This window comes from Microbacterium sp. zg-Y625, from assembly GCF_030246925.1.
Classification (GTDB): domain Bacteria; phylum Actinomycetota; class Actinomycetes; order Actinomycetales; family Microbacteriaceae; genus Microbacterium; species Microbacterium jiangjiandongii.
In genome coordinates, this window is the sequence record NZ_CP126740.1 from 447,863 (window position 1) to 474,093 (window position 26,231).

Sequence of the window (26,231 nt, forward strand, 5' to 3'; positions counted from 1 at the left end):
GGTGGGTACCGCCCGTACTTTGAGAACTACACAGTGGACGCGAGCATCTTCGAGATGATCCTTCGGGATTGTTTCGATCGATGATCTTAAAGATCATTAGTCAATTTCGATCCAGGCTCTTTTGAGTCTGGGTTTCGAGTTTTGATTCAAACTCATGTGATTTTCAAGTCTTTAAGAGCAAACGGTGAATGCCTTGGCATCTGGAGCCGAAGAAGGACGTAGCAATCTGCGATAAGCCTCGGGGAGTGGATAAGCACACTTTGATCCGAGGATTTCCGAATGGGGAAACCCCGCTGGGCGGCGTGCCGACCCAGTGACTCCCGCCTGAATATATAGGGCGGGTAGAGGGAACGTGGGGAAGTGAAACATCTCAGTACCCACAGGAAGAGAAAGCAACCGCGATTCCGTTAGTAGTGGCGAGCGAAACCGGAACAGGCTAAACCGAGTACGTGTGATATCCGGCAGGAGTTGCGTATTCGGGGTTGTGGGACTTTTCAGACAGTTCTGCCGATCTGTCGGCGTTACAAGAAGGTATAGACGAACAGGATTGAAAGCCTGGTCATAGAGGGTGCGAACCCCGTAGTCGAAATGCCTCTCTTGACGCGAAGAGTATCCCAAGTAGCACGGGGCCCGAGAAATCCCGTGTGAATCTGTCAGGACCACCTGATAAGCCTAAATACTCCCAGATGACCGATAGCGGACAAGTACCGTGAGGGAAAGGTGAAAAGTACCCCGGGAGGGGAGTGAAATAGTACCTGAAACCGTTTGCTTACAAACCGTTGGAGCCTCCTTAGTAGGGGTGACAGCGTGCCTTTTGAAGAATGAGCCTGCGAGTTAGCGATATGTGGCGAGGTTAACCCGTGAGGGGTAGCCGTAGCGAAAGCGAGTCTGAATAGGGCGATTCAGTCGCATGTCCTAGACCCGAAGCGAAGTGATCTATCCATGGCCAGGTTGAAGCGACGGTAAGACGTCGTGGAGGACCGAACCCACTTAGGTTGAAAACTGAGGGGATGAGCTGTGGATAGGGGTGAAAGGCCAATCAAACTTCGTGATAGCTGGTTCTCTCCGAAATGCATTTAGGTGCAGCGTTGCGTGTTTCTTGCCGGAGGTAGAGCTACTGGATGGCCGATGGGCCCTACAAGGTTACTGACGTCAGCCAAACTCCGAATGCCGGTAAGTGAGAGCGCAGCAGTGAGACTGTGGGGGATAAGCTTCATAGTCGAGAGGGAAACAACCCAGACCACCATCTAAGGTCCCAAAGCGCGTGCTAAGTGGGAAAGGATGTGGAGTTGCTTAGACAACCAGGAGGTTGGCTTAGAAGCAGCCACCCTTGAAAGAGTGCGTAATAGCTCACTGGTCAAGTGATTCCGCGCCGACAATGTAACGGGGCTCAAGCACGCCACCGAAGTTGTGGCATTGACATTATTGGTAGGCCTTCGTGGTCCAGCCGTGTTGATGGGTAGGAGAGCGTCGTGTGGCCAGCGAAGCGGCGGTGTGAACCAGCCGTGGAGGCTACACGAGTGAGAATGCAGGCATGAGTAGCGAAAGACGTGTGAGAAACACGTCCTCCGAAAGACCAAGGGTTCCAGGGTCAAGCTAATCTTCCCTGGGTAAGTCGGGACCTAAGGCGAGGCCGACAGGCGTAGTCGATGGACAACGGGTTGATATTCCCGTACCGGCGAAGAACCGCCCAAGCTAATCCAGTGGTGCTAAGTGCCCGAATTCCTCTGATTCGATCCCTTCGGGGTGAGAACGTTGGAGCTAGCGCACGACCCCATGCTGGTGCGGTTAGCGTATTAACAGGTGTGACGCAGGAAGGTAGCCCAACCCGGGCGATGGTTGTCCCGGGGCAAGTGCGTAGGCCGAGTGATAGGCAAATCCGTCACTCATTAAGGCTGAGACACGATGCGGATAAAAAGTGGGTGATCCTATGCTGCCAAGAAAAGCATCGACGCGAGGTTCTAGCCGCCCGTACCCCAAACCGACTCAGGTGGTCAGGTAGAGAATACCAAGGAGATCGAGAGAATCGTGGTTAAGGAACTCGGCAAAATGCCCCCGTAACTTCGGGAGAAGGGGGGCCTTCGACGTATTAGGACTTGCTCCGAAAGCGTTTGGAGGCCGCAGAGACTAGTGGGTAGCGACTGTTTACTAAAAACACAGGTCCGTGCCAAGTCGCAAGACGATGTATACGGACTGACGCCTGCCCGGTGCTGGAAGGTTAAGAGGACCGGTTAGCCGCAAGGCGAAGCTGAGAATTTAAGCCCCAGTAAACGGCGGTGGTAACTATAACCATCCTAAGGTAGCGAAATTCCTTGTCGGGTAAGTTCCGACCTGCACGAATGGCGTAACGACTTCCCAACTGTCTCAACCGCGAACTCGGCGAAATTGCATTACGAGTAAAGATGCTCGTTACGCGCAGCAGGACGGAAAGACCCCGTGACCTTTACTACAGCTTGGTATTGGTGTTCGGTGTGGCTTGTGTAGGATAGGTGGGAGACTTTGAAGCATGGACGCCAGTTCGTGTGGAGTCATTGTTGAAATACCACTCTGGTCACTCTGGATATCTAACTTCGAACCGTAATCCGGTTCAGGGACAGTGCCTGGTGGGTAGTTTAACTGGGGCGGTTGCCTCCCAAAAAGTAACGGAGGCGCCCAAAGGTTCCCTCAACCTGGTTGGCAATCAGGTGGCGAGTGTAAGTGCACAAGGGAGCTTGACTGTGAGACTGACAGGTCGAGCAGGGACGAAAGTCGGGACTAGTGATCCGGCAGTGGCTTGTGGAAGCGCTGTCGCTCAACGGATAAAAGGTACCTCGGGGATAACAGGCTGATCTTGCCCAAGAGTCCATATCGACGGCATGGTTTGGCACCTCGATGTCGGCTCGTCGCATCCTGGGGCTGGAGTAGGTCCCAAGGGTTGGGCTGTTCGCCCATTAAAGCGGTACGCGAGCTGGGTTTAGAACGTCGTGAGACAGTTCGGTCCCTATCCGCTGCGCGCGTAGGAAGTTTGAGAGGATCTGACCCTAGTACGAGAGGACCGGGTTGGACGAACCTCTGGTGTGTCAGTTGTTCCGCCAGGAGCACCGCTGATTAGCTACGTTCGGGATGGATAACCGCTGAAAGCATCTAAGCGGGAAGCCGGCCTCAAGATGAGACTTCCATGCCTTCGGGCGAGAGGCTCCCAGCCAGACTACTGGGTTGATAGGCCAGATGTGGAAGTGCAGCAATGCATGCAGCTGACTGGTACTAATAAGCCGATGACTTGATAACACACCCGTTTGAGGTGCTACGCGTCCACTGAGTGGTTCTCGATGTACGGTCGAGAACCGCATAACAACAATCTTTTGTTGTGTGCAGACTGAAACATCAATAGTGTTTCGGCGGCCATAGCGAGAGGGAAACGCCCGGTCCCATACCGAACCCGGAAGCTAAGCCTCTCAGCGCCGATGGTACTGCAGGGGGGACCCTGTGGGAGAGTAGGACACCGCCGGACTTCTTCCGTGAGAAAGCCACCCAATGTTGGGTGGCTTTCTCTCGTTAACGCGTCGTTTCTGCGATGCCCCGCGCGCCGCGTTGCGTTGGGCCCCGCTGCGCCCCGCGGCATCCACTGACCGCGGTCGCCGCAGTTGTACCCATCCGCGGCGCGGAGGGCGCCATCTGCGTCCACCGAGCGGATGCCGCGGCCGCAGTCCGGTACTCACTCGCGGCGACGAATACTCACTCGCGGCGACGAATACTCACTCGGGTCCACGAATACTCACTCGCGCCCGCGAATACTCACTCGCGTCCACGAATACTCACTCGGCGCGGGGACGATAGCGTGAGGTGGTGACTGAGCAGACTCTTGCCGACCGAATCGGCCTCGCACCGGAGCCGGCGATGCCGCAGCATCCCGACGTGCCGACCTGGCGCATGGCCACCCCCGAGGACATCGACGCGATGCACGGCATCTCGACCGCGGCCGGTCGCGTTGACCACCCCACGTGGAGCATGCCCCGCGAGGACATCGCCGACACCTTCGAGATGTCGCACATCGACCACAGCCGGGACACCGTCATCGGGTTCGCCGCGGACGGCACGCCGGTGGCCTACGGCAGCGCCTTCGTGCACCCCTCGCGCGACGTCCGCGTGCAGGTCGACATCGCCGGCGAGGTGCACCCCGAATGGCGGCGGCGCGGGGTCGGCACCCAGGTGGTGCAGTGGCAGTACGCCCAGGCGGTGCGCCGGCTGGCCGAATCCGGGTCCACCCTTCCCGGCACCGTCCGCGCCTACGCCGAGGGCGCCAACGACGACGCGGCCGCGCTCCTCGAGCGCCACGGGCTGCGGGTGCAACGCTGGTTCACGACCATGCAGCGGGACCTCTCCGAACCGATCCCGGCGCGGGAGACCCCCGACGGCTTCGTGCTCGTCCCGTACAGCTCCGAGCGTGCGCTGGACGCTCTCGAGGCCCGCAACGACGCCTTCCGCGACCACTGGGGCAGCCTCCCCAGCGCTCCCGAGACCTGGCAGAAGTTCGTGGGCGGCCCGTTCCTGCGCCCGGACCTGTCGACCCTCGTGCTCGACGGCGATCGCATCGTCGCGTTCTGCCTCGGCTCCGTGAACGAGGAGGACTGGGCCGCGCTCGGCGCGTCCCACGTGTACATCGACCTCATCGGTGTCGTGCGCTCGCACCGCGGGCGGGGCCTCGCACCGCTCGTCATCGCCGAGTCGCTGCGCGCGGCGGCGGCCGCGGGCCTCGAGAAGGCCGTGCTCGACGTCGACACCGAGAGCCCGACCGGCGCCCACTCGCTCTACGAGAGTCTGGGTTTCGTCGCGACCGAACGCGAGCGCGTGCTCGTGCGCGAGTTCTAGAGGGGCGGATGCCGCGCCCCAGCGGAGCCAGCCCCCAGCACCAGCCCCAGCGCTGCCGCGCGGTCACCAGCACACCGCGCCACGGGGCCGGCCGAGGATATCCACGGCCGACCCCGGGACGCGCGGGGGTGTCGCGCCGTAGGCTGGCCGCAGGCGCACCGGTCCGATGGAGGCAGGCGCAGCGATCCGATGGAGGCTGACATGAGCGAAACGATCGTCGTGGGCGTCACGGGAGCTCCCGCCGCCCGCCGAGCCGTCGACTGGGCGGTGGACCGCGCAGCGCATCATCGCGGCCACCGGGTCGAGCTGCTGAGCGTCGTGGGCGGCGCCGTCGGCACCGTCGGCGAAGGCGCCGTGATGGATGTGGTGCTCGACGCGACCAACCGCATGCTCGAAGACGAGGCCGCGCGCGTGGCCGGCTCGGGGGTGCAGGTGACGACGCGGGTGGATGCCGGCAATCCCGTCACCGCGCTCGCGGCGGCATCCGAGAAGGCGGAGCTGCTGGTCATCGGCAGCGACTACCGAGGGCCGGAGTCGGGGCCTGCTCGCGGGGCGCACGGCATCCGCATCGTGGCGGGGTCCCACTGCCCCGTGGTGGTCGTGCCCGACATCGAGATCCACGACCGCAGCGGCGTGGTGGTCGGCGTCGACGGCTCGCCGGTGTCCGAGGGGGCGATCCGCTTCGCCGCCGCAGAAGCCGACCGGCTGGGTGAGCCGCTCACGGCCGTGTGCGTCTGGACGCCCGTCGTCACGCCGCGCACGGCGCCCATGGTCTATCCCGACCTGTACCTCGCGAACATGCAGCGCGCGGCCGAGGAGCGCCTGGCGCTGTCGCTCGCGGGTCTGAGGTCGCAGTACCCCGACCTCGTCATCGAAGAGAAGGCGGTCGAGGGCCACCCCTCGGAGGTCATCAACGACCTCGCGGCCACCGCCAAGCTCGCGGTGATCGGCACGCATGGGCGCAACGCGCTGGCGCGGTTCCTGCTCGGATCCGTCAGCCACGAGGTCCTGCAGCGCCTCGCGACCGTGACCGTCGTCACCCGCTGAGCGGGGCGCGGGGACGGCTGAGTAGGCTGTCGTGGTGCGCATCCGTCTCGACATCGCCTACGACGGCACGCACTTTCGCGGGTGGGCCCGGCAGCCGCAGCTGCGCACCGTGCAGGGGACGATCGAAGAGGCGATCACGCGCATCCTCGGCGGCGAGCCGCGGCTCGTGGTGGCCGGACGCACGGATGCCGGCGTGCACGCGACCGGTCAGGTGGCGCACCTCGATCTGACCGACGCGCAGGTCGCCCGGCTGCAGGCCCGTCGCGGCCGCGGCGACGGCGTCGAGGGCGGCGCCGACGACTCCGCGCGCGTGGCGGCGCTCGCCGGCCGCATCGGGGGCGTGCTGGGCCAGTACCCCGACGTCGTGGTGCGCCGCACCAGCATCGCCCCGGAGGGATTCGACGCCCGGTTCTCGGCGACGAGCCGTCGCTACGAGTACCGCATCGCCGACACGGTCACCGGGTACGACCCGCTCGAGCGGCATCGCACGACCACGGTGCGCGCCGGCCTCGACGTGACGGCGATGGATGCCGCCGCGCGCTCGCTCGTCGGCCTTCACGACTTCGCGGCGTACTGCAAGCCGCGCGACGAGGCGACGACGATCCGCACGCTTCTCGAGTTCGAGTGGCGCCGCGACGGCGCCGGCGTGCTCATCGCACACGTGAAGGCGGACGCCTTCTGCCACAGCATGGTGCGCGCGCTCGTCGGGGCGTGCGTCGCGGTGGGGGAGGGACGCCTGAGCCCGGCCGACGTCGTCGAGCTGCGCGACGAGGGCGTGCGCACCAGCGAGTTCAAGGTGCTCGCCGCGCGCGGGCTCACGCTCACCGAGGTCGGGTATCCGGCCGATGACCTGCTCGCCGCCCGCGCCGCGCAGACCCGCAACCGCCGCGACGCCGAGTAGCGGCCGCAGCGCCCGCACGCCGCCCGCCGCCGCCCGCGCGCGCACCCCGCCCGCCCGCCGGCGCCGCCCGCGCGGGTTACCTCTCAGCCGACGCACGCGCAACCGTCACCGGGAGGCCAGGCGGCAGGCCTACGCTGGAAGCACCATGAGAGTGATCTCGTACAACCTGCGTAAACATCGTGCCGCCGGCGAGCTGGCGGACCTGGTCGAACGTCACAGCGCCAACGTGCTCTGCCTGCAGGAAGCGGTGACGGCGGAGCTGCCCGCGCAGATCGGCGGGCTGAAGCTGGCCGGCTCCACGCACCGCAATCGGCTGGGGCTGGCGGTCTACTACCGCGCCAACACCTTCCACGCCCTCGAGGCGCGGTCGATGTCGCTCAAGAAGTCGCTGCACGATCGGGTGCTGAAGCCCGCGGAGGAGCGCATGCTGGGCGTGCGCCTGCGCGACATCGACAACAACCGCGAGTTCATCGTCGCGTCGTTCCACGCCGCCCCGCTGACGGCGCTCAACTCGCTGCGCCGTCACCAGATCAAGGCGGCGCTGACGGAGCTCGCGAACCTCGGTGAATCGCTGCCGATCCTCATGGTCGGCGACTACAACTACCCGGTGTTCAAAGAGCACCTGGGCCAGCGGGTGCGCGAGGCGGGCTACGAGCTGACGCTCAGCGACGTGCGCACCTACACGCGGTACAAGTTCTTCCGTGGTCACTACGACTTCGCCACGTCGGTCGGCCTCGACATCGAGCGGGTCACGACGCTGCCGCAGGGCCGCAGCGACCACCTGCCGATCCTCGTGACGGCCACGCCGTCGGCGGTGGCGCGAGCCAGCGAAGGCGCCGCCTGAGCGCGCGACGCCGTTGTCGTTCGGGGTGTTGACGTGCGCGGCGTGGCGCCCCCCGACGCCACGCTCGCGCACGTGGATGCCGCAGCCGACCGGACCCCCCACCTTCGCGGCCGGCTGACAGCATTCCCCCTGTGGGACGATCCCCACGTCGCCACTCCGCCATTGAACCGGCCCCCGCAGGACGCTTGAGCGTCTTGCGCCAAAGTTGCGCTAGAACTGCGGGGATCTCAGCTAACCACCGCACCCAGGCCGCTCGTTTCCGCCGCACTTCGCCCCGCCGCCCAGGAAACGCGCGCGTCTGCGGGGAGACGATCGGCGCTGTGCGGCCATCCGCGGGCCGCAGGCACCGCCATGCTCGTTGAGCGGGGCTTGAGGTCGGACCCGGCTTTTCGAGGCTTCACGGGGCCGGCAGGGGCCGTCACGACCGTTCTGGTGCGCACTCCGCATCGCGGATGACGCGGATGGGACCGGCAATCAGCGTCTCGCTGCGCGGCGGACGCGCCGACCTGGCCCCGCACGCCGCGCTGACGGCGACAGACGCGTAGGACAACGCCCCCTGGCATCCGCTGCCTTCGGCGCCGAGGACCTGGAATCGCTCCCACAAGAACGCCGCAAGAAACGGGCAAGGCTCCGCCATCGGCCGATTCTGCGGCGACGCGCGAACCTAGGCTTCAGACACCGACCCCCCACGAACCCGAAACCGTGCGCGGTCGGCTCTCGACGCGCGCCCCCGCGCCCCGCTCAGAACGGTCTCGTATGGCTACCCCCCGCTCAATCCGTCCCGCCCGTCCGCTCACCGCGCTCGCCCTCGCGCTCGCCGTCACGCTGCCCCTGGTCGGGTGCACCCCGCTGCTCGAGGCGTTCAACGGCGCCCCGTCCGGCGGCACCGAGAGCGTGTCGCAGGTGTCGGTGCCCTCAGCAGACCCCGAGACCGCGTTCGAGTCGCTGTTCACCGACGACGGCTCCGTCTCGCTTACCTCCGACGTCGCCGAGGACCTCGAGGTGCGGCTCGACGTGTGGGCTGCCGATCCCAAGCGCACGCGCGAGTGGATGCCGATGGGGGAGAAGACCTTCGGCTTCGCCGTCAATGTGTACGACCACCGCGTCGACGACAAGGCCGTGCTCACCCAGAAGCGCCGCGTCTACATCTCGCAGATCGCGATCACCTCGCAGACCGCGCAGAGCGGAGGCCAGGTGTCGACGCCCTTCCAGTTCGCGGCCGACCCGCGCACGCTCGTGCCGAGCGACACGCTGCGCTCCGAGCGCGGGCTGCTGCTCAACAGCTACCAGGGCGGGCTGCACGTGCCCGAGACGACGATCAACCAGCTGCCGCCCGACACGTTCGGGGTGACCCTGCAGTTCCAGCTGTCGGTCTGGGTCGAGGGATCGGCCGACGACGACACGTCGTTCGCGCAGCAGACGGTCTACCACCAGCTCCCCATTACGATCTTCCCGCAGGCCGAGGCCGAGGCCGACGCCGAAACCAGCACCGGCTCCGGCGCCGGGGGCTCCAGCGAAGGCCCCACGCCGTGACCCTGGCGTACAGCGGCCAGCGGCCGTCGGCATCCACCGAGCTGTCCGCTCCGCTGCCGGCCGGACCGTCGGCGCTCGCCGACGACTTCGCCGCGGTGCTCGAGAACGCGACGGGTCACCGCTCGACGATCGGCTGCGTGATCCCCGCCTACAACGAGGAGGAGTCGATCAGCGCGGTGCTGCAGTCGCTGCTCGCGCAGACGCGTGTGCCGGACGTGATCCACGTCGTCGTGAACAACACGACGGATGCCACGGTCAAGATCGCCTCCCAGTTCGCCGGCCCGCACGAGATCACGACCGATCTGGGTCAGCAGTTCACCGAGGTGTTCGTGCACGACATCGGTCAGAACCCCGACAAGAAGGTCGGCGCGCTGAACTACGGCTACGCGCTGGTCGAGGGGTACGACTACCTGCTGGGGGTCGACGGCGACACGATGGCCGACCCGCACGCCGTGGAGTACCTCGAGACCGAAGCGATGTCGGACTCGCGCATCGGCGGCATCTCGGCGATCTACTCGATCGATGACCGTCCCATCAAGGGGCTCGTGGCGAAGTTCCTCATCGCCGGTCAGCGCACCCAGTTCGCCGCCTTCAACCTGCAGAACCTGCTGCGGGGGCGCAACATGGCGGTGCTCGGGGGACAGCTCTCGATCTTCTCCACCACGGCCCTGCGGCAGGTGATGACGGCGAACCACCAGACGAGCCCCTGGGTGAAGGACAGCGAGGTCGAGGACTCGCTGCTGTCGCTGCAGATCAAGAGCGCCGGCTACCTCACCAAGATCAGCCCCTTCGCCCGCGCCGACGTCGGAGGCATGACCACCCTGCGCGGGTACGACGCCCAGCAGGTGAAGTGGACCTACGGATCGATCGAGCTCATGTGGCCAGGGCAGCGCGGCGACACCAAGGGGCAGCCGTTCCATCCGAACCTGCGGCTGCGCTGGTGGGAGAACCTCGGCATGCTGACGAATCTGTTCGTGCGCGTGGCCTTCTTGTCGCTGCTCGCCGGATCGCTGTCGATCGGCGCCTTCATCTTCTCGCCGCTGTGGCTGATCCCGCCGGTCGTCGCGACGCTGCTGAACCTGCGTGTCGCCTACTCGATGAAGAACCGCAACGGCCGCGACATCGCGTTCGCCGCGCTGCTCTTTCCCGCGGAGATCTTCATGTGGATCCGCATCAGCCACTTCCTGCGGTCGTGGACCCGGTTCCTCTCCCGTAAGAGGGTGGACAACTGGGCCATGCAGGCGCGCGCGGAGCGCGGCGGCGGCTCAGCCCACTGGATGCCACTCGTGCTGCTCATCGCGGTGATCGTCGCGATGGGCGCGATCTGGTCGATGCTGGGACCGGGGGTGCAGTCGACGATCCTGTGGATCGGCTGGCCGGTCGTCGGCATCGTCACGGTGCTGCAGACCCTCGGGATGGTGTTCAAGCTGCTGCGGCGCCACCAGGGCTACGCCGTCTGACGCGTCTCCCTGCGCCGCGCGCGGCCGTCGCGGCGCGGCCCGCACTACGACCGCGCGACCCAGAAGTCGCTGAGACGAATGCTGGGCGCCGAGACAGTGGGAAACAACCATCGTCTCGGCGCCCAGCATTCGTCTCACCGGGGCGTGGGCCGTGGGTGGGCCGCGCACCGCACGGCGCGCGGGCACCGCACGGGTCAGGCCATGGCCTCCGAGGTCATGCGGTAGCCGACGCCGCGCACGGTCTCGATGTAGCGCGGGTTCGAGGGGTTGTCGCCGAGCTTGCGGCGCAGGTTCGTCATGTGCGCCTCGATGGCCCGCTTGTCGGCCTCGCCGACGTAGTAGCTCGTCACGTACGACTCCCCGCGCAGCACCAGGGTCAGATCGGCCTTGCTGCGGACGCGCCGCTTCGACTCCATCAGCGTCGAGAGCAGGTCGAACTCGGTACGGGTGAGCTCCAGCTGCAGGCCGGCTGCCACCGCGATGCGCGTCGACGGATCGAGCTCGAGGTCCCGGTGGACCAGCGTCTCGGCGCCCCGCGCCGCCACCGTCTGCTGCGTGGCCAGGGCGTCGCCGGACTGCGGGCCCTCCGTGGCCGCGACGACAACCGGGCGGGAATCGCCGGCGGCGCCGAGCCGGGAGCGCTCCGGCTGCACCGGATGAGCGGATGCCGCCCCCGTCGCGGATCCCGCCGCGGCACCGACACCCGACCCCACCAGGGCGCCCGGATGCGGACTGTACTCGACCATCGTCTCCGGCGGCGCGGGCCGCATCGCCGCGCCCGTCGAGGGCGCCCGCCGGGCTCCGGGGAACGACGGGCCCACCTGGTCCTGGCGGGGTGCGGCGGGCGCGTTGCCGCCGATCCGCGGGCGGCGCAGGAGCGCCTCGATGCGGGCGCGCAGCTCGCGGGGGCGGAACGGCTTGTTGATGTACTCGTCGGCACCCGACCCGAAGCCGAGCACGACATCGGCCTCCTCTTCGAGGCCCGTGAGCATGATGATGTACGTGTCGCTCTGCTCACGGATGCGGCGGGCGGCTTCGAACCCGTCGATGCCGGGCATGGTCACGTCGAGGGTCGTGATGAGCGGCTGGTACGAGAGCACTGCCCGCACCCCGTCGATGCCGTTGCCCACCGAGACCGTGGAGAACCCCATGGCCTCCAGTACTTCGACGAGCAGATGCCGGATGTCGGGGTCGTCCTCGACGATCACCGCCGTCTTGACGGGCGTTGTCAGATCACTCATGTAGGAAAACCTCGGGGAAACGGGGGGATCTTGCTCATGCTACACATGCCGCGACCCGCATCCGCATTCCTTGTGCGGCACACCGCTTCACCGCACATCGCGCGTGAGCTCCACCGCGGCATCCGCCCACCACTGCCCGGCGGGCGGGCCGCCGTTGCACGTGCCGTCGCTCTCGCCGGGAGGCTTGACCCACAGGTTCGTGTCGACGACCTCGTCGCCGAATGCGCCGCCCGGTTCGCCGATGAGGCGGCCGGTCGCGTTGCACCACTCGCCGTTCGTCCCGGCGCCGCTGCGCGAGGTGTCGACGACGGCATGGCCCCCGCCGAGTTCGGCGGCGAGGGCGTGGGCGTACGCGAACTCCTCGGCGGCGGAGTTGTAGTTCGACACGTTCGTGGCGAAGCCCCGCACGCGCTCGAGCAGTCCGGTGCCGGCGATGATGTCGGCCATGACCGAGGGTGAGTGCCAGTCGGAGTGCCCCGCGTCGAGGTAGATCCAGGTGTTGTCCCCCTGCAGACGCTCCACGGCTGCGGTGAGCTGTCGCGCGCGGTCGTCGAGGTCACCGCACTCGGGGGCGAGGGCCAGGCTGTCGGGTTCCAGCAGCACGATGCGCTGCACGTCGCGCGCACCGGCGAGTGCCGTGCCGATCTCCTCGGTCCAGGTGGCGTAGTCCGCGTCGTCGAGTCCGCCGACCGAGAAGCCGCCGCAGTCGCGGCCGGGGAGGCCATAGACGACCACCGCCAGCGACGCGTTCTGCTCGCGGGCCTGCGCGGCGAGGTGCGCGATGCGTTCCCGGACCTCTCCGATCGGATCGCGTTCGGGCGTCAGCCAGTACGCCGTCGGCTGCTCGGCCAGGTACGCGGCCGCCGCGCGCTGCTCGGCGGATGCGGTGGCATCGTCGGCCGCCTGCACGGCGCGGGAGTCGGATGCCACGACGAGCGTGGTGCCGACCCCGGGCGGTTGAGCGCTCCGGGCCTGCGCTGCCCGGGTGATGAGCATCCCCACCACGGTGAGCACTCCCAGCACGATGACGACCCCGGTGGCGACGACGACGATGACGGCCCGGCGCGGCCGTGGCCGGCGCGGGCGTGCACGACGCCCCCGCATCAGCGGGGGGAGTGCTGCGCGGCCGACACGCGCTCCCAGCGGTCGCCGCCGCTGCGCTGCGCCTCCGCGCCGGCGAGACGTGCCGCCGCGAGCAACTCGTCGAGGTCGTACCCGACGACGTCCACACCGGCCCAGCCGATGCTCGCCGACACCCGCACCGCGATCGGCTGGGCCGGGTCGGGGGTGGCGACGCGGTCGAGCAGCCGCGACAGCAGCTGCCGCACCGCGCCCTCGGGGCGGGGGAGCAGCACCGTGATGTGGGCGGCATCCTGGCTCACGATGTCGGCATCGGCGGGAAGCACGGCGCGCACATCGCGCGCGAACCGGTCGGCCACACGGGCGAAGTCGGTGGCGCTGAAGGCTTCGCGCAGGTCGACCGGGTCGTCGAGCCGGATGTCCAGCAAGCACCACCACTTGTCGCCGAGCGCCTCGGCACGGCGCAGCCGGTCTTCGGCGACCGCGCGGAAGGGCGACGCCGTCTTCGGGGCGCGCTGGGTCGGCGCGCCCTCCCGGGTCAACAGCAGCACGGTGATCAGGGCAGCGGTCCCATAGACGATCGACCCCATCGAGTTGAGGTTGCGGATGAGGTCGAGTCCGTCGGAGCCGGCGGCGGGCGGGCCCTGCAGCACGGCGTCGACCACGCTGAGGGTGCCGAAGAGGATGAAGCCGCTGGATGCCAGCGCGAGCGGCATGGTCTCGTGGCGCAGGTGCGGGCCGATCTTCACGAGCTCGGCCAGGGTGAGAGCGGCGAATGCCGCCCCCACGGCGAACACGACGCGGAAGACGAGCCCGAACACGTCGTTGCCGGCCGCGAGCGGCAGGGCGATGCAGAACACCGCGGTCACTCCGGCGGCCACCCCGACGAACGGGCGCTTGCCCCGCCATGCGCGGACGCCCGACCAGACGAGCAGCGTCGCTCCCAGCAGGCCGCCGGCGCACCCGGCGCGCAGCGTCGGCGAGCCGGTGACGTCGGCGGCCACCCAGCCGTACGACGTCACCATCGCCAGGATGAAGGCGATGCTCCAGATGGCGCTGGCTCGGCTGGGCCGGCGGAAGAACCCGAGGCCGATCATGACGGCGGTGTTCACCGTCGACAGGGCCACGAGCACCACGCCGATCGTCGGGTCGATCACGGGGTGGTCCTTTCCTCGTCATGCGCTGCGAGGTGCAGCACGACGGTCGTTCCGCGCCCGAGGGCGCTGGTGAATTCGAGCCGGCCGCCGTGCTGCTCGACGATCTCGCGCGTGATGACCATGCCGAGCCCCGTGCCCGGCGCGCCGCTGTCGCGGGCACTCTGGGCGCGGAAGTACGGCTCGTAGATGCGGTCGATGTCGGCGGCGGCCATGCCGATGCCGGAGTCCGAGATGGCGAGGCGCACCTCGCCCTGCACCCGGCGGCCGTCCACGCGGATGTGCCCGCCCCGGGGGGTGTACTTCACGGCGTTGCCGATGAGGTTGTCGAGCACCTGACGAAGGCGGAAGGCATCGCCGCTGACGAAGAGGTCGGCATCGAGGGCGGCGTCGACCGTGAGCTGGGCGTTCTGCGCTGCCGGGCGGAAGGCGTCGACGGATGCCGCGGCGACGCGGCGCAGGTCGACCGTCTCGGCGGCCGGGGCGGTCGGCTTGTGCTTCTCGAGCACCGAGGCGATCAGCCGCTCCATGCGCTGGCCGGCGTTCTCGACCACGGTCAGCTTCTCGATGACATCGGGCGGCAGACCGTCACGGTCCAGAAGCAGGTCGACGTGTCCGATGATCGCGGTGAGCGGGTTGCGCAGCTCGTGGGAGACGACGCTGGTCATCGTCCTCTTCTCCTCCTGCGCGGTGACAGCGGCGGTGACATCGCGGACGGACAGGAGCGTCACCTCGCGCTCGTCGGCGGTCGACACGACGGCGCTCGTCGTGACGTCGAGCGCGTGCCAGCGTCCCTCGCCGTCGAAGAGCCAGATGCGACGGTCTTCGAACAGCTCGCCGCGGGCAGCGCGCGAGATCATCGTGTCGTGCGGCGGCAGGGGGCTGCCGCGGTATGCGTCGTACTCCACCGCCGCCGTCGGGTGGGGGTGGGTCGCGTCGTCCACCGAGTACAGGCGCTGGAAGGCGTGGTTGGAGCTGCGGATGACGCCGCGGCGGTCGACGCGGGCGAGAGCGGTGTCCACCGAGTTGAACAGGGCCATCGCCCGCTTCTCCTGCGCCTCGACGCGACGCAGGGTGCGCTCCAGCTGGGTGAACTGACGCGAGAGCAGTCGGCTGAACGCCCGGGTGCGGCGCGAGCCGGTGGCGATCGTGAGCCCGATGAAGACGAGGGACAGCAGCACGACCGTCACCTGCAGCGTCCGCGTCGGCGTGACCTCGGCGATGAGCGTGTCGATGGTGAGGATCACGGCGATGGCCGACAGCGCGGCCACGAGCCACGGGAGCGTGTAGTAGGTGGCGAACCAGGCGACCGGGAAGACCCAGAGAATGGTCAGCATGCCGTCGCTGCCGGCGGCCATGAGGCCGATCGCGACGATGTCGAGCCCGGGCACGAGGGCGACGGCCGCGCGACCGAACCGGTGCCACGGCACGGCGATGGTCGCCGCGCTGACGAGGATGAGCAGCCCCACGCCGGCATCGAAGACGACGCGCGTGAAGGTGGTCGGTGTCAGCAGCGCGACCATGACGGCGATCGCCGCGACGGCGACGGCGAGCACCAGTTGCCACTGCCAGATGGACCGCGTTCGGGTGTCGCTCCACCTGCTGGGTGCGCTGTCGTAGCGCGGCGGCGCTTCGGGTTGGGGGGCGGCCGCCATGGGGTCAGTGTATCGACGGCCGCGACGCCTATTCGTCGCCTTCCTCTCCCTCGTCTCCGGCGATGGCCCGGTAGCCGGCACCGCGCACCGTTTCGATGAAACGGGGCTGGTGCACGCTGTCGCCGAGCTTGCGGCGCAGGTTGGTCATGTGCGCTTCGATGGCGCGCACATCAGCGTCGCTCACGCGGGCCGGATCGAGATACGTCTCGTCGTGCAGGGTGAGCACGAGGTCGGCCTTGCTGCGCACCCGTCGCCCCGATTCGAGGATCGTCGCCAGCAGCTCGAACTCGGTGCGGGTGAGCGGCACGTCGACGTCGTCGACGGTGACGGTGCGGGTGTCGCGGTCGAGCCGTAGCCCGTCGAGCCGCACGATGTCGGTCGGGGTGAAGCCGCCCGGCGTGGGGCGCTCGCCGGAGCCCGGTGCCGCCGCTGTCTCGGCGGTGCGCGGGCGCCGCAGCATCGCCAGCAGCCGCGCACGCAGCTCGCGCGCCCGAAAGGGCTTGACGACCACGTCGTCGGCGCCGACGCCGAAGCCCAGCACGATGTCGGCCTCATCGGTGAGCGCGGTGATGAGCACGATGTAGGTGTCGTTGCCGTTCGCGCGGATGCGCCGCGTCGTCTCGAAGCCGTCGATGCCGGGCATGTCGACGTCGACGGTCGTGATGACCGGATCGTGTGCCAGCACGGCCGCGACCCCATCGGCGCCGTTCTCTGCGGCGGTGACGGCGAAACCCGCACTGGTCAGAATCTCCACAAGCAGATGCCGAACATCGGCGTCGTCATCGATGACGACGGCCCTCGGCGAAGCAGTGTGCGCCACGTGTCCCCCTCACTGGCGTAACGGACCCCACAGCATCCGTTCAGTGAGTCCGATTGTGCCAGAAGGTGGCGACAGCGGTAATCAGCTGGCGGCAGAGATCCGAGGCGACGGCGACCGGTGGCTTGCGCGCCTGCGACATCCGCCAGACTCGACGGATGCCGCAGGCGCTGGCGGTCAGTCCAGCGCGGGGTACAGCGCGGGGGCCGTGCGGTGGTGCGTGGCCTGCTCGAAGGCGTAGGCGAGCCCCAGCAGCGTGCCCTCGGTGAAGTCGCGACCGAGGAACTCGATGTTGACGTTCGCGCCCGGGAGCTGCTCACCCTCGACGGCCTGACCCATCGGCACCGTCACCGACGGCATGCCGGTGTTGGGGCTGAGGCGCAGGTTGGTGCCCTGCGTGCCGTAGGGGGTGCCCGACGGGTAGATGAGGGCGTCGAGCTCGAGGCCGTCGAGCATGCCGGTCACCAGCGTCTTGCCCTGGGCGAGCACGGTGGTGTGGGTCCCGGTGGGCCCCGCCCACGCCTGGTACTCCTCCTCGGTCACCGCATTGCGCTGCGCGTACACCCGCTGCCGCGAGGTGACGTAGTTGCCGCCCTCGAGGATCGCGTCGATGCTGCGTGCCGTCACGTTCGGCGCCAGGTGCGTCTCGATGTACCCGTTCAGGTCGCGCTTGAACTCGATCGTGCTGCCGCTGCCTTCGCCCAGCACCGTGTCGAGGTCGGCGGATCCCGCGACCTCCACCACGGTGGCGCCCAGCGACTCGAGCGTCGCCTTCGTCTCCTCCCACAGCCGCACGGTCGTGGGGTTGCCGCCGATCATCGAGGCGACGTATCCGATGCGGGCGCCGGCGAGGGCGCCGGGGTCGAGATAAGAGGTGTACGACGCCGGCACCTGGCCCTGCTGCCGCGAGGTGACGGCATCGGCGGGGTCGATGCCGACGACGGCATCCATTGCCACCGCCGCGTCGATCACGCTGCGGGTCATGGGGCCGCCGGTGTCCTGGCTGAGTGCGAGCGGGATGATGCCGTCACGGCTGGCGAGGCCCACCGTCGGACGCACACCCACCAGCTGGTTGTACGACGACGGCACGCGGATCGACCCGCCGGTGTCGGTGCCGAAGCCGATGCCCGCCAGGTTCGCGGCGATCGCCGCGCCCGTGCCGCCGCTCGATCCGCCCGCAGTGCGGTCGGTGAAGTAGGGGCTCGCGACGAGCGTGGAGGTGCCTGCCTCGTGGAACGACGAGAACTCCGAGGCGAACCCGTAGGCGAATTCGTCGAGGCTCGCCTTGGCGAGGATCACGGCCCCGGCGTCGCGCAGGCCCTTCACCATGAAGGCGTCGGTCGCGGTCTGGTTGTCGTTCCAGCATCCGCAGCCGCCGGTGGTGACCATGTCGACGGTGTTGTAGTTGTCCTTCACCGCGATGGGCACGCCCAGCAGCATGCTCGTCATCCCCTCGGCGGCGCGTTCGGCGTCGGCGGCCGCAGCCGCTTCGAGGGCCGCAGCGCCGACGGTGATGATCGAGTTGAGCGGACGACCGCCGGGCGCCGAGTCGACGAGCGCGTCGTCGTAGGCGGCGATGCGGTCGATGTAGCCCTGCGTGATCTCGACCGAGGTGGTGACTCCGGCGTTCATGGCGGCCTGCATGTCGAGCACCGAGGCCTCGACCAGCTGGAACGGTCCGTCGTCGTAGATCATCCGCTGCGCGAGGTCGGCGAGGTCGGCGACGGTGATCCTCCCGTCGGCGTTGGTGTCGATGACCGCGACGTCGGTCCAATCCGCCGCGCCGCTCGTGATGCCGAGGGCGGATGCCGCGACGTCGAGGTCGGCGGTGGTCACCTGATCGTCGCCGGTGAGGTCGAGTTCGGTGAAGTACGGCGCCAGCAGGGGGGCGACGCTCGGGGCGACGGCGGATGCCGGCAGGCTCACGCCCAGGGCGCCGACGGTGCCCAGCACGGCCGCCGCGGCGACCACGCCGCGGGTGCGCTTGGTGTTCATGTTTCCCTTCCGATGGTTGACCCCCCGGTCGTTGAGCGAGGGCGCAACGCGCCCGAGACGAAACGCCCGACCCCCGCTCACGCCTCGACCTCCGCGCGCCGACGCCGCACCATCAGCACCACACCGAGCGCGACCAGCCCCACGCCCGCGGCACCCACGACGATCCACATCACGACGTCGCCACCAGTAGTGGCCAGCGACCCCGCCGAGTTGCCTGCGGGGTCGGATGCCGCTGCGTCATCGGCAGCACCCTCGCCTGCGGCCGGCGCGCCCGCGCCCGGAGCACCCGGGGCGGGGGTGGGGCTGGGCGTCACCGGTGCCGCGGCGATCTCGACCGTGGTCGTCACTGCCTCAGGCAGCGGCTGAGAAGCGCTCGCCGAGTCGAGGAATGTACCGTCGTCGACGCTGATCGTCGCCGAGCCCGAGCCGACCGCGGTGAACGAGAACGTCACGAGGTCGTGCGTTCCCGCGAGGCCGGGCGACGTGCCGAGCCGGGTGTTCGTGAACGTGACGGTGCCGGAGGATTCGGTGACCGCGCCGTAGCCGCCGGTGGGATAGGTCTCGCTGCCGGCGGCGAAGGCCAGCAGGGTGGGGTCGTACCCGAGCGTGAGGTCGTAGGCGAACAGGTCGGCACCGGCCTCGGCGGCGACTGTCACGGTGACGGTGTCGCCGGCGGTGACCGCCCCGGGAGCGGTGACGGTGACGCCGGTGGCAGCGTGGGCTGCGGGAGCCAGCGCGAGCGAGCCGCCGAAGACAGCGAGGGCTGCGGTGAGCAGCGCCAGCGCTCGGGTTCGGGCGCGACGAGGTCGCGCGGAGGGGTTGGTTTCAGGCATGCGAAAGCAGGTCCTTCCTCGGTGGAGGACTGCCGACGCACGCACCCGGTGCTTGTCGCGCCAGCGCGTCCCTAGGGGGTTTTCAGGACTCTTTCAGTGCCAGATTTCGCGGTCGTTTCCGCGTGTTACCGGCATCGCCGTCAGGCCGTGTCGTCGATGGTCGCCCGGATGAGAGGAACGGGGAAGGTCGCGGCGCGCAAGGGGTCGAGGTGCGAGTCCGTGATCCCCGCAGTGAAGGACGAGAGGTCGAAGCACTTGAACAGGGCTTCGCGACCGAACTTGGTGCTGTCCGCGACGAAGAATGCCTCGCCCGCGATGGAGAGCATCGTTCGCTTGAGCTCGATCTCGTAGCTGGACGTGCTGTACAAACCGTCATCGAGCACGGTGTCGCACCCGAGGATCGCCACGTTGACGCGCAGGTTCTGCAGCTGCTGAACGGACGTGGGGCCCCACATCGACACGTCGTTCGGAAGCAGCTCCCCGCCGATGAACACCAGATTCGCGCGCTGGCGCTCAGCCACCACGAGGCCGATCTGCAAATCGTTCGTCACGATCGTCACCCGGGAGCTTGCCAGATGTCGCGCGACTTCGAGCGTCGTCGTACCGCTGTCCATCAACACCGTCTGGCCGTCGAGGATGCGGTCAGCCATGGCCTTGCCGATGGCGACCTTCTCCTTGCGGTGCAGAGTGCTCTTCAGATCGAAGGGCGCCCCGTACTGAGGGCTGGGGAGGGCGCCGCCGTGCGTGCGCTGGATGAGTTCACGCGCCTCGAGCTGGTCGAGGTCGCGGCGGATCGTGGACGCGGTCACGCCGAAGGCGTCCGCGAGGGACGCAACGGACTGGAAGCCCTGCTCCGCCAGCAGCTCAAGAATCTGAGCCTGTCGCGACATCGCTCTGCGCTCCTCGTAGGTAGGGATCGGACCACTCTATCCGGGGGAGGTGCGCAATTTCACGCAGCGAATCGGCAGGACTGCGCGATTGTGCGCGTGAGGGCATTGACAATCGCGCAGGTGCATGGCTACCTTCGGCGAAACGACCCTCGGTTTCACGCAGCAACGCGAAGGTCCGATCACGAAGGAGTGAGCATGAATCGCAACAGGTTTGCCATGACCCTGCTCGCGGGGACCGCTGTCTTCGCGCTCGCCGGCTGCGGCACCACCGCCGGCGACGGTGGGGGAGACGCGACGGGGGGTGGCGACGCCGCCGCAGAAGGCGCGTACGTCACGGTCGTCAAAGCAACGGGGATCGGCTGGTTCGACCGCATGGAGGTCGGCGTCGACGAGTGGGCCGCTGAGACAGGAATCGACGCGCGCCAGGAAGGACCCGCCGAGGCGACCAACGAGGGTCAGGTCGACATCATCCAAAACCTCATCGCCCAGTCGCCCCTGGCGATCACCGTCGTCCCCAATGACGTGGCCGGGCTGGCCACGGTGTTGGGTGAGGCCCGCGACAAGGGCATCATCGTCGTCTCCCACGAGGCCGCGGGAATCGACAACGTCGACATCGACATCGAGGCGTTCGAGAACAAGGCGTACGGGTCGCAGATCATGGACAACCTCGCTCAGTGCATGGACGAGGAAGGCGGCTACGTGCAATTCGTCGGCCGGCTCACCAACGGATCGCACAGCGAGTGGGTGCAAGGCGCCGAAGAGAACCAGACGGCCAACTTCTCCGAGATGACCCGCCTGGAAGATCCGATCGAGTCGGAAGAGGACGAAGAGGTCGCCTACAACAAGGCCAAGGAGCTTCTGGCCAAGTATCCCGACATCAAGGGCTTCCAGGGTTCCGCCGGTACGGACGTCGTGGGCATCGCACGGGCCGTAGAAGAAGCGGGTAAGAGCGACACCGTGTGCGTGATGGGCACGTCCATTCCGTCCGTGGCCGAGAGCTACCTGGCGAGCGGGGCGATCGACAAGATCTTCTTCTGGGACCCCGCGCTGGCGGGCAAGGCTCAGCTGCAGATCGCACAGATCCTCCTCGACGGCGAGACGATCGAAGAGGGGACGGACCTCGGTATTCCCGGATACGAATCGCTGGTCAAGCTCGACGGCTACGACAACGTCTTCGCGGGCGATGCGGGTGTCGCGGTGGATGCCGACAACGTCGACGAGTACGACTTCTGATCGATCCGACATCGGTCGACGCGGGAGAGTGCCACCAGGTGCCCTCCCGCGTCGCGACTGAAGGGTGCCGACACGCATGAGCTCCGTCGAACCTGCGCTTGAGGTGCGGGACATCGTCAAGATCTACGGCGGTGTCCGCGCGCTCGGCGGCGTCTCGCTGACGCTCGATCCCGGCGAAGTGCACTGCCTCGCGGGAGAGAACGGCAGCGGTAAGTCCACACTCATCAAGATCATCAGCGGCGTGGAGCGACCTGACTCCGGCGTGATGGTGCTCGATGGCCAGACGTTGGGCCACACCACGCCGAGCGGCGCGATCCGCGCCGGCATCCAGGTGATCTACCAGGACTTCTCGCTGTTCCCGAACCTCACCGCCGCGGAGAACATCGCCATGCTCAGCGAGCTCACGGCCCGACGCAAGCTGTCGTCCCGTCGCCGCATCCGCGCTGCGGCCGAGAGCATCGTCGCCGAGCTCGGGCTGAACATCGATCTGGATGCCGACGTCGAGCACCTCTCGGTCGCCGACCGGCAGCTGATCGCGATCTGTCGCGCGCTCGTGGGCGATGCCCGCGTTCTCATCATGGACGAGCCGACCACGGCGCTGACGCACTCCGAGGTGCAGCGCCTGTTCGCCATCGTGAGACGGCTGCAGGAGCGCGGGGTGGCGATCATGTTCGTCAGCCACAAGCTCGACGAGGTGCTGCAGATCGCGCAGCGAGTGACGGTGCTCCGCAACGGCCAGGTCGTCGCATCCGGGCTCGCATCCGAATACACCGGGCGCAGCATCGCGAAGGCGATGACCGGCCGTGATGTCGGTGAGGAGCGCCTGGTCGACGACCTGCCTCTCGACCAGCCGCCTCTCATGGCGGTGGACGGTCTCGGCCGTGAGGGGGCCTTCGAGGATGTCAGCTTCGCCGTGCAGAGCGGCGAGATCCTCGGCATCACGGGTCTGCTGGGCTCGGGGCGGGGCGAGATCGCGGAGGCGATCTTCGGCGTCGAACCCGCAGACACAGGAACGGTCGCGGTCAACGGCGAGACCCGTCGCATTCGGTCGATATCCCACGCGGTGCGCGCGGGCATCGGGTACGTGCCGGAAGACCGCCTGACCCAGGGACTCTTCCTCGACAAGTCCATCGCCGACAACATGGTGGCCGCGTCGCTGGATTCCTACCGCGGCAAGATGCTGCTGCTTGACCGCAAGCGCATCGCGCGTTCGATGAGAGACCTCTTCGCGCGCCTGCGGATCAAGGCCCCCAACGTGCAGGCCCCCGTCCGGAGCCTTTCGGGGGGCAACGCCCAGCGGGTCGTCATCGCCAAGTGGCTCGACCGCAAGCCGGCTGTCCTCATGCTCAACGGCCCCACCGTCGGGGTGGACATCGGCTCGAAGGAGGAGATCTTCTCGATCCTCCGCGCGCAGGCCGCTGAGGGGATGGGGATCATCGTGATCTCTGACGACATCCCCGAACTGGTGGCGAGCTGCCACCGGGTGCTGATCGTCCGAGCGGGGCGCATCGTCTCGGAGATGGCCGGTGCGGACATCACCCTGGATGCCATTCAGGAAAGGATGACCGCCTGATGGAGATGCTGGGGCGGCTGCGGGGGCCGAACAACGAGGGAGTGCTGGCGGCGGTGATCGTCGTGGTGGTCATCGCGATGTCGATCGCCAGCCCGGTGTTCTTCACTCCCGGCACCTTCTTCGGGCTGGCGCGCAGCTCGCTCGTCCCTCTCATCTTCGCGCTCGGAGTTCTCCTCGTGATGATCTCCGGCGGCATCGACGTGTCGTTCCCCGCGATCGCGATCTTCGCGGCCTATACGACCGTCAGCTGGTCGAACCAGGCGAGCTTCGATCCCACGCTCGTGGGTGTCTTCGCCATCGCGCTGGTGATCGGCGCCCTCTGGGGACTGCTCAACGGCGTCGTGATCGCACGATTCCGACTGCCCACGCTGATCGTCACGCTCGGCACGCAGGGCGTGGTGAGAGGGATCCTGCTCACGTACATCGGATCGGCGTACATCTCGGCGGCCAAGCTTCCCCCGAGCGTGTCGGCGGCCGGTGACGCCCACCTGGTCGACGTCCCGGGCGCCGGGTACCTCCACGGCATGCTCGTGCCGGTCGTCATGATCACCGTGCTCGTGTGGTGGATGCTGAAGTACTCCGCGTTCGGTCGCAGCATCTTCGCCATCGGCGGCGACATCGAGGCGGCACGGCGCGTGGGCATCAAGGTCGTTCGCACGCAGGTACTGCTTTACGTGCTCGTCGGCGCGCTCGCCGCTTTCGGCGGAGTGGTCGCCGTGATACTCGGCAAGAACGCGAATCCGCAGTCGCTGGTCGGCACCGAGCTCGACATCATCGCTGCGGTGGTGTTGGGCGGCGCATCGATCTTCGGCGGCCGCGGCTCGGTGCTCGGGACGGTGCTCGGTGTCGTGCTGGTGCAGCTCATCAACAACAACCTGGTGCTCATCGGCATCCCGAGCACCTGGCAGCGTGCGGCCGTCGGCGTTCTGCTGATCATCGGCGTCAGCATCCAGGCCCTCACGGCGATGCGGGCGCGCAAGACCCCGGTGCTGCTCGAAGAGGAGGTGGCCCGCGCATGAGCGATCTGAATACGCAGAGCCGATCCGCCGCAGGCAACGCGGCTGACCGGCCGCTCGCGAAGCTCATCTCTCGGGTGCAGGTGCAGCGAGGCACCGGCCGTATGGTCCTGCTGCTCATCGCTGTCTTCGCGCTGTTCGCGCTCCTCAACCCGCGCGTGTTCCTCAACCCCATCAACCTGCAGAACATCGGCGTCGGAGCGCCCGAGATCGGGCTGATCTCGCTCGCGATGATGATCGCCATGCTCACCGGCGGCATCGACCTGTCGGTCGTGGCCATCGCGAACATGTCCGCGATCACGGTGTCGTCGCTCTACACCGCCGTCGCCGCAGGTGCGGGGCCAGAGGTCGCGGGTTCGCTCTCGCTGCTGTTCGTGCTCGCCGGCCTGGGGATGGGAGCACTGCTGGGCGCGGTCAACGGCGTGCTGATCAGCGTGGTGGGGGTCACACCCATCCTCACCACGCTCGGGACGATGCAGCTGTTCAACGGCCTGGCGCTGGTGTGGACCGGTGGTGTGACGATCTCGGGAGCGCCTCCCGCCGTCACGGCGATCGGCAAAGCCACCCTTGTCGGGGTGCCGGTGCTCTTCCTCGTGCTGATCCTCGCGGCCGTCGTGATCGCCGTGGTGATCAACCGCACCGCGATCGGCCGCAAGATCCAGCTGCAGGGAGCCAACCCGGTCGCCGCACGCTACTCCGGCATCAGCAGCCGGTCGACCCTCATGCTCACCTACGTCGTGAGCGGCGTGCTGGGGGGCCTCGCCGGACTCGTCTTCCTCGCCCGCAACCCGTCGGCGAGCGCGGACTACGGATCCAGCTACGTGCTGCTTGCAATCGTGATCGCCGTGCTGGGCGGCACGAATCCCAACGGCGGCTTCGCCACGGTGCTCGGCGTGATCCTCGCCACCCTGACACTGCAGGTGGTCTCGAGCGGATTCACGGCGATGCGACTGTCGGCCTACGAGTACGCCATCGCCCAGGGCGTGCTGCTGATCGCGGTCATGGTGTTCGACCAGCTGAAGTTCCGGCGACGTCGCAAAGTGCCGCCGCCGACACCGAGTGAGACGGGCGACCCGGCGATCCCGCGTCGCGGAAAGGAACGAGCCAAGTGAAGAAGATCATCAACGAGCCGGAGGCGTTCGTCGACGAGTTCGTGCAGGGCATCCTGCTCGCGCATCCCGGACTGGTGAAGACGCCGGGTGACGACCTGCGAGTGCTGGTGCGCGCGGACGCCCCGCAGCAGGGAAAGGTCGGGATCGTCACCGGTGGGGGCTCCGGGCATCTGCCGCTCTTCAAGGGCTATGTCGGAAAGGGCCTCTGCTCGGGCGTCGCGATCGGCAACGTCTTCAGCTCCCCGAGCCCGGAGCAGATCTTCGAAGCGACCAAAGCCGTGGACGGGGGAGCCGGCGTGCTGTACCTCTACGGCAACTATGGCGGCGACGTCCTCAACTTCGACCTCGCGGCCGACCTGGCCGACCTGGAAGGCATCCCGACCCGCACGGTGCTCGGTCGCGACGACGTCGCGAGCCAGCCGAAGGAGCGGGCGGCCGACCGACGCGGCGTCGCCGGCATCCTCTTCGCCTACAAGGCGGCCGGTGCCGCCGCAGAGCGCGGAGACTCGCTCGAGCGGGTCGCCGAGATCGCCGAAGACGTCGTCGCCCACACGGCGACGATGGGGATCGGTCTTGCGCCCACGATCATGCCGATGACCGGCCAGCCGAGCTTCGATCTTCCCGACGGCGAGATGGAGATCGGCATCGGCATCCACGGCGAGCCGGGCATCCGGCGCGGTCCGCTCGAATCCGCGGACCAGATCGCCGAGCATCTCGTCCAGGCGCTCGTCGACGACCTCGGTCTCCGCTCCGGCGCGCGTGTCGCGGTGCTCGTCAACGGGATGGGTGCGACGCCCCTCGAAGAGCTGTACGTGCTGTACCGCAAGGCGCACCTGATGCTGGCGGACCTGGGCATCGAGATCGTCAAGAACTATGTGGGGGAGTACGCCACCAGCCTCGAGATGGCGGGCGCATCGATCTCACTGCTTCATCTGGACGACGAGCGCCTCGCGCTGCTCGAAGCGCCCGCGAAGTCCCCCTTCTTCGAGGAGAGCTGAC

The 26,231-nt window shown here is 67.7% G+C and carries 19 protein-coding genes and 2 rRNA genes; 13 read left to right on the plus strand and 8 right to left on the minus strand.

All coding sequences use genetic code 11. From position 1 onward, the window contains the following. Nucleotides 1–161 precede the first annotated feature (161 nt). The 8 genes from QNO14_RS02015 (at nucleotide 162) to QNO14_RS02050 (ending at nucleotide 10,633) form a co-directional block, all read left to right on the plus strand. Nucleotides 162–3,267, plus strand: a 23S ribosomal RNA gene (locus QNO14_RS02015). Nucleotides 3,268–3,373: 106 nt separating this feature from the next. Next, nucleotides 3,374–3,490, plus strand: a 5S ribosomal RNA gene (gene rrf, locus QNO14_RS02020). A gap of 335 nt (nucleotides 3,491–3,825) precedes the next feature. Next, entirely contained in the window at nucleotides 3,826–4,848 is a 1,023-nt protein-coding gene (locus tag QNO14_RS02025) for a GNAT family N-acetyltransferase (RefSeq protein ID WP_257506567.1), read from the plus strand. A gap of 201 nt (nucleotides 4,849–5,049) precedes the next feature. Then, complete coding sequence (locus QNO14_RS02030; protein WP_257506568.1) at nucleotides 5,050–5,895, plus strand: universal stress protein; 846 nt, start codon at nucleotides 5,050–5,052, stop codon at nucleotides 5,893–5,895. A 34-nt stretch (nucleotides 5,896–5,929) separates the two neighbouring features. Further along, a complete protein-coding gene (gene truA, locus QNO14_RS02035) occupies nucleotides 5,930–6,796 on the plus strand; it encodes a tRNA pseudouridine(38-40) synthase TruA (RefSeq protein ID WP_257506569.1) in 867 nt (288 codons plus the stop codon). A gap of 145 nt (nucleotides 6,797–6,941) precedes the next feature. Next, nucleotides 6,942–7,640: an endonuclease/exonuclease/phosphatase family protein gene (locus tag QNO14_RS02040; RefSeq protein ID WP_257506570.1), complete on the plus strand. Its 699-nt coding sequence runs from the start codon at nucleotides 6,942–6,944 to the stop codon at nucleotides 7,638–7,640. A gap of 756 nt (nucleotides 7,641–8,396) precedes the next feature. Continuing rightward, complete coding sequence (locus tag QNO14_RS02045; protein WP_257506571.1) at nucleotides 8,397–9,173, plus strand: fructose 1,6-bisphosphatase; 777 nt, start codon at nucleotides 8,397–8,399, stop codon at nucleotides 9,171–9,173. Nucleotides 9,174–9,175: 2 nt separating this feature from the next. Next, nucleotides 9,176–10,633: a glycosyltransferase family 2 protein gene (locus QNO14_RS02050; RefSeq protein ID WP_374113995.1), complete on the plus strand. Its 1,458-nt coding sequence runs from the start codon at nucleotides 9,176–9,178 to the stop codon at nucleotides 10,631–10,633. A 194-nt stretch (nucleotides 10,634–10,827) separates the two neighbouring features. Here the strand turns inward: QNO14_RS02050 and QNO14_RS02055 are convergent, their stop codons facing one another. The 8 genes from QNO14_RS02055 to QNO14_RS02090 all read right to left on the minus strand — a co-directional run bounded on the left by QNO14_RS02055 (nucleotide 10,828) and on the right by QNO14_RS02090 (nucleotide 20,298). Further along, entirely contained in the window at nucleotides 10,828–11,874 is a 1,047-nt protein-coding gene (locus QNO14_RS02055; protein ID WP_257506572.1) for a response regulator transcription factor, read from the minus strand. Between the two features lie 87 nt (nucleotides 11,875–11,961). Beyond that, nucleotides 11,962–12,978, minus strand: coding sequence for a glycoside hydrolase family 6 protein (locus QNO14_RS02060; protein WP_257506573.1), 1,017 nt, complete (start codon nucleotides 12,976–12,978; stop codon nucleotides 11,962–11,964). Next, nucleotides 12,978–14,111 carry a hypothetical protein gene (locus tag QNO14_RS02065; protein WP_257506574.1) on the minus strand — a complete coding sequence of 378 codons (1,134 nt, stop codon included), beginning with the start codon at nucleotides 14,109–14,111 and terminating at the stop codon, nucleotides 12,978–12,980. The genes QNO14_RS02060 and QNO14_RS02065 overlap by 1 nt, the downstream gene beginning before the upstream one ends. Next, nucleotides 14,108–15,763, minus strand: coding sequence for a sensor histidine kinase (locus QNO14_RS02070; RefSeq protein WP_257506575.1), 1,656 nt, complete (start codon nucleotides 15,761–15,763; stop codon nucleotides 14,108–14,110). The genes QNO14_RS02065 and QNO14_RS02070 overlap by 4 nt, the downstream gene beginning before the upstream one ends. A gap of 28 nt (nucleotides 15,764–15,791) precedes the next feature. Continuing rightward, the gene (locus QNO14_RS02075) at nucleotides 15,792–16,583 is read right to left on the minus strand and encodes a response regulator transcription factor (protein ID WP_257506576.1); all 792 of its coding nucleotides are present in this window, start codon (nucleotides 16,581–16,583) and stop codon (nucleotides 15,792–15,794) included. Nucleotides 16,584–16,757: 174 nt separating this feature from the next. Then, complete coding sequence (locus QNO14_RS02080; protein ID WP_257506577.1) at nucleotides 16,758–18,575, minus strand: amidase family protein; 1,818 nt, start codon at nucleotides 18,573–18,575, stop codon at nucleotides 16,758–16,760. Between the two features lie 77 nt (nucleotides 18,576–18,652). Further along, nucleotides 18,653–19,408 carry a cohesin domain-containing protein gene (locus QNO14_RS02085; protein ID WP_257506578.1) on the minus strand — a complete coding sequence of 252 codons (756 nt, stop codon included), beginning with the start codon at nucleotides 19,406–19,408 and terminating at the stop codon, nucleotides 18,653–18,655. Nucleotides 19,409–19,548: 140 nt separating this feature from the next. Beyond that, entirely contained in the window at nucleotides 19,549–20,298 is a 750-nt protein-coding gene (locus tag QNO14_RS02090) for a DeoR/GlpR family DNA-binding transcription regulator (RefSeq protein WP_257494876.1), read from the minus strand. Between the two features lie 195 nt (nucleotides 20,299–20,493). On the opposite strand from QNO14_RS02090, the gene QNO14_RS02095 reads away from it, so the two are divergent. From QNO14_RS02095 to QNO14_RS02115, 5 genes are all read left to right on the plus strand, one after another. After that, entirely contained in the window at nucleotides 20,494–21,531 is a 1,038-nt protein-coding gene (locus QNO14_RS02095) for an autoinducer 2 ABC transporter substrate-binding protein (RefSeq protein WP_257506579.1), read from the plus strand. Nucleotides 21,532–21,607: 76 nt separating this feature from the next. Continuing rightward, the gene (locus QNO14_RS02100; RefSeq protein ID WP_257506580.1) at nucleotides 21,608–23,104 is read left to right on the plus strand and encodes a sugar ABC transporter ATP-binding protein; all 1,497 of its coding nucleotides are present in this window, start codon (nucleotides 21,608–21,610) and stop codon (nucleotides 23,102–23,104) included. Further along, a complete protein-coding gene (locus QNO14_RS02105) occupies nucleotides 23,104–24,123 on the plus strand; it encodes an ABC transporter permease (protein ID WP_257494873.1) in 1,020 nt (339 codons plus the stop codon). The genes QNO14_RS02100 and QNO14_RS02105 overlap by 1 nt, the downstream gene beginning before the upstream one ends. After that, complete coding sequence (locus QNO14_RS02110) at nucleotides 24,120–25,232, plus strand: ABC transporter permease (protein WP_257506581.1); 1,113 nt, start codon at nucleotides 24,120–24,122, stop codon at nucleotides 25,230–25,232. Before QNO14_RS02105 ends, QNO14_RS02110 begins: the two co-directional genes overlap by 4 nt. Then, a complete protein-coding gene (locus QNO14_RS02115) occupies nucleotides 25,229–26,230 on the plus strand; it encodes a dihydroxyacetone kinase subunit DhaK (protein ID WP_257506582.1) in 1,002 nt (333 codons plus the stop codon). Before QNO14_RS02110 ends, QNO14_RS02115 begins: the two co-directional genes overlap by 4 nt. Nucleotide 26,231 lies beyond the last annotated feature (1 nt).

Bases quoted from the DNA above. Each gene is read 5' to 3' on its own strand.
- QNO14_RS02040 (WP_257506570.1), top strand. From the start codon at position 6,942: ATGAGAGTGATCTCGTACAACCTGCGTAAACATCGTGCCGCCGGCGAG.
- QNO14_RS02110 (WP_257506581.1), top strand. From the start codon at position 24,120: ATGAGCGATCTGAATACGCAGAGCCGATCCGCCGCAGGCAACGCGGCT.
- QNO14_RS02085 (WP_257506578.1), bottom strand. From the start codon at position 19,408: ATGCCTGAAACCAACCCCTCCGCGCGACCTCGTCGCGCCCGAACCCGA.
- QNO14_RS02055 (WP_257506572.1), bottom strand. From the start codon at position 11,874: ATGAGTGATCTGACAACGCCCGTCAAGACGGCGGTGATCGTCGAGGAC.
- QNO14_RS02045 (WP_257506571.1), top strand. From the start codon at position 8,397: ATGGCTACCCCCCGCTCAATCCGTCCCGCCCGTCCGCTCACCGCGCTC.
- QNO14_RS02100 (WP_257506580.1), top strand. From the start codon at position 21,608: ATGAGCTCCGTCGAACCTGCGCTTGAGGTGCGGGACATCGTCAAGATC.
- QNO14_RS02090 (WP_257494876.1), bottom strand. From the start codon at position 20,298: ATGTCGCGACAGGCTCAGATTCTTGAGCTGCTGGCGGAGCAGGGCTTC.
- QNO14_RS02080 (WP_257506577.1), bottom strand. From the start codon at position 18,575: ATGAACACCAAGCGCACCCGCGGCGTGGTCGCCGCGGCGGCCGTGCTG.
- QNO14_RS02030 (WP_257506568.1), top strand. From the start codon at position 5,050: ATGAGCGAAACGATCGTCGTGGGCGTCACGGGAGCTCCCGCCGCCCGC.
- QNO14_RS02105 (WP_257494873.1), top strand. From the start codon at position 23,104: ATGGAGATGCTGGGGCGGCTGCGGGGGCCGAACAACGAGGGAGTGCTG.
- QNO14_RS02060 (WP_257506573.1), bottom strand. From the start codon at position 12,978: ATGCGGGGGCGTCGTGCACGCCCGCGCCGGCCACGGCCGCGCCGGGCC.
- QNO14_RS02095 (WP_257506579.1), top strand. From the start codon at position 20,494: ATGAATCGCAACAGGTTTGCCATGACCCTGCTCGCGGGGACCGCTGTC.
- QNO14_RS02070 (WP_257506575.1), bottom strand. From the start codon at position 15,763: ATGGCGGCCGCCCCCCAACCCGAAGCGCCGCCGCGCTACGACAGCGCA.